The sequence below is a fragment of the Shewanella sp. 11B5 genome, assembly GCF_002836795.1.
Lineage (GTDB): Bacteria > Pseudomonadota > Gammaproteobacteria > Enterobacterales > Shewanellaceae > Shewanella > Shewanella frigidimarina.
Genome location: NZ_PJAP01001122.1, coordinates 1 through 2212 on the forward strand (window position 1 = coordinate 1; position 2212 = coordinate 2212).

A 2212-nucleotide genomic window follows, 5' to 3' on the forward strand; every position below is an offset into this window, starting at 1 on the left:
TTTGAATCACAATAAATGGCTATCGTAATAAATGATTAAAGTGCCTGTGCTATCAACTCGAGATAGATGACATAATTTTGTTGATAATGCTCAACAACTTTTACTCGATAGCTTTGTTTTACATCTATAACACATAAGAGTATCGTTAATAACTGATTGTATTATAAAGGTTTAACAGGAAAATCATTAACTCTGGAGTAAAGTGATGAATATGAAAGCATTTTCGACATTAGCCGGATTATCTTCATATACGCTGCGTTATTATGAAAAAGTCGGTTTACTCAACAACATTCAACGAAATAGCAGTGGCCATCGAGTCTACACAGCCAAAGACTTAGAATGGATTAATTTTGTCAAACGCCTGAAAGACACTGGGATGGCTTTAACCAAAATTCAGCAATATGCCCAATTGCGATCATTAGGGCCAGGTACAGTGTTAGACCGCCAACAACTACTTGAGTGTCACAAAGACCAGTTACAGGCTCACATTGAACTTCAGAAAAATCATTTACTGGCGTTAGAAAACAAAATTAGTTTGTATAAAGCCAATAAAGTCAGTTGACTTAGAGTTAACTCTAACTTGTAAGGTGTGACTTCTACTTATCGATAGGAGTACATCAATGCCAAACTCAAGATTCACTTTAGGTCTGGAACAATTGTCAAAAATTGACGGAGAAGCAGGTCATAATGTTATCGAAAGCCTACAAGATATCTGCCCTGACTTAGCCCGATTTACCATTGAATATCCGTTTGGCGATATCTATACCCGACCCGCGTTAGAGGTAAAGTCGCGAGAAATAGCCACTGTTGCGGCACTCACCGCTTTGGGCAATTGTAGGCCTCAGCTAAAAGTCCATTTAAATGCCGCTTTAAATGTTGGTTGCAGTGAAGAAGAAGTAAAAGAAGTGCTGTTACAAATGTCTGTTTATGCCGGTTTTCCTGCAGCGTTAAATGGCATGTTCGCGTTTAAAGAAGTCCTTCAAGAACGAAAGGCATGACCTGTGACAAATAAGGCTTAACAGGCAACAAATATCTCTCAAAATTATCTGAGAATATGAACCCTAAAAATAACAAAAAAGCATAAACCGAGGTTTATGCTTTTTTGTGCTGAAGTCATTGGGGAATAGGGTTAAATCTACACCGCAATACCACTGTGACGTAATAAAGCATCTGTATTGGGTTCACGGCCCATAAAGCGTTTAAATAGCTCCATTGGCTCTTCACTGCCACCCATTTCAAGAATGTTATTTAAGAAGCTTTTACCTGTTTCAGCATTAAAAATACCTTCAGCTTCAAAACGCGAGAACGCATCTGCCGATAATACTTCAGCCCATTTATAGCTATAATAACCTGCAGCATAACCACCCGCAAAAATGTGAGCAAAACCGTGTTGAAAACGGTTAAAGCTTGGTGGGGTTAATACCGCTATTTGGCTACGCACTTGGTCTAAAATGCCTTGAATATCGACGCCTTTAGCAGGGTCAAACTCGTGGTGCATTCTAAAGTCGAACAAGGAAAACTCAAGTTGGCGCACCATCATCATGCCTGACTGGAAATTTTTCGCCGCTAACATTTTGTCTAACAATGCTTTTGGTAATGGTTCGCCCGTTTCATAGTGGCCAGATATTTCCGCTAATGCTTCTTCTTGCCAGCACCAGTTTTCCATAAACTGACTTGGTAGCTCTACCGCATCCCAAGGTACACCATTAATACCAGACACTCCGCCCACATCCACTTTGGTTAACATGTGATGAATGCCGTGGCCAAACTCATGGAACATTGTGGTGACTTCGTCATGGGTAAACAATGCCGGTTTGCCGTCGACAGGACCATTAAAGTTACAGGTTAAATAGGCCACCGGCTTTTGCAAACCTGTAGAGGTAACCCGGCGACCGCGACAATCGTCCATCCATGCGCCGCCACGTTTACCGCTACGAGCATACAAATCGAGATAGAAGCTGCCACGGTGTACTTTATCGGCATCATGAATATGGAAAAAACGTACATCTTTATGCCAAGTGTCTACGCCTTTTTGTTCGCTAATGGTTAAACCAAATAAGCGATTAACGGTATAGAACAAGCCTGACAAGACTTTGTCTTCTGGGAAATACGGACGCAATATTTCTTGCGACACTTCGTACTTGTGTTGCTGCAGTTTTTCAGCGTAAAAACTCAAATCCCATGAGGCCATTTCGGTCACGTTGTAATGATC

General features: G+C 41.0%; 3 protein-coding genes. 2 read left to right on the forward strand and 1 reads right to left on the reverse strand.

What is annotated here, in order from left to right; all coding sequences use genetic code 11:
* The first annotated feature begins 205 nt into the window (after positions 1 to 205).
* Positions 206 to 562 (forward strand): MerR family transcriptional regulator, encoded by a 357-nt coding sequence (locus CXF78_RS21000; RefSeq protein WP_102037852.1) that lies wholly within the window; start codon positions 206 to 208, stop codon positions 560 to 562.
* A gap of 58 nt (positions 563 to 620) precedes the next feature.
* Positions 621 to 998, forward strand: coding sequence for a carboxymuconolactone decarboxylase family protein (locus CXF78_RS21005; protein ID WP_059746944.1), 378 nt, complete (start codon positions 621 to 623; stop codon positions 996 to 998).
* A 137-nt stretch (positions 999 to 1135) separates the two neighbouring features.
* On the opposite strand, the gene CXF78_RS21010 is transcribed toward CXF78_RS21005, so the two are convergent.
* A partial coding sequence (locus CXF78_RS21010; RefSeq protein WP_145991610.1) for a M3 family metallopeptidase occupies positions 1136 to 2212 on the reverse strand: 1077 nt, incomplete at its 5' end.

Coding starts and splice junctions, on each gene's coding strand:
- CXF78_RS21005 (WP_059746944.1), top strand. CDS start 621: ATGCCAAACTCAAGATTCACTTTAGGTCTGGAACAATTGTCAAAAATT.
- CXF78_RS21000 (WP_102037852.1), top strand. CDS start 206: ATGAATATGAAAGCATTTTCGACATTAGCCGGATTATCTTCATATACG.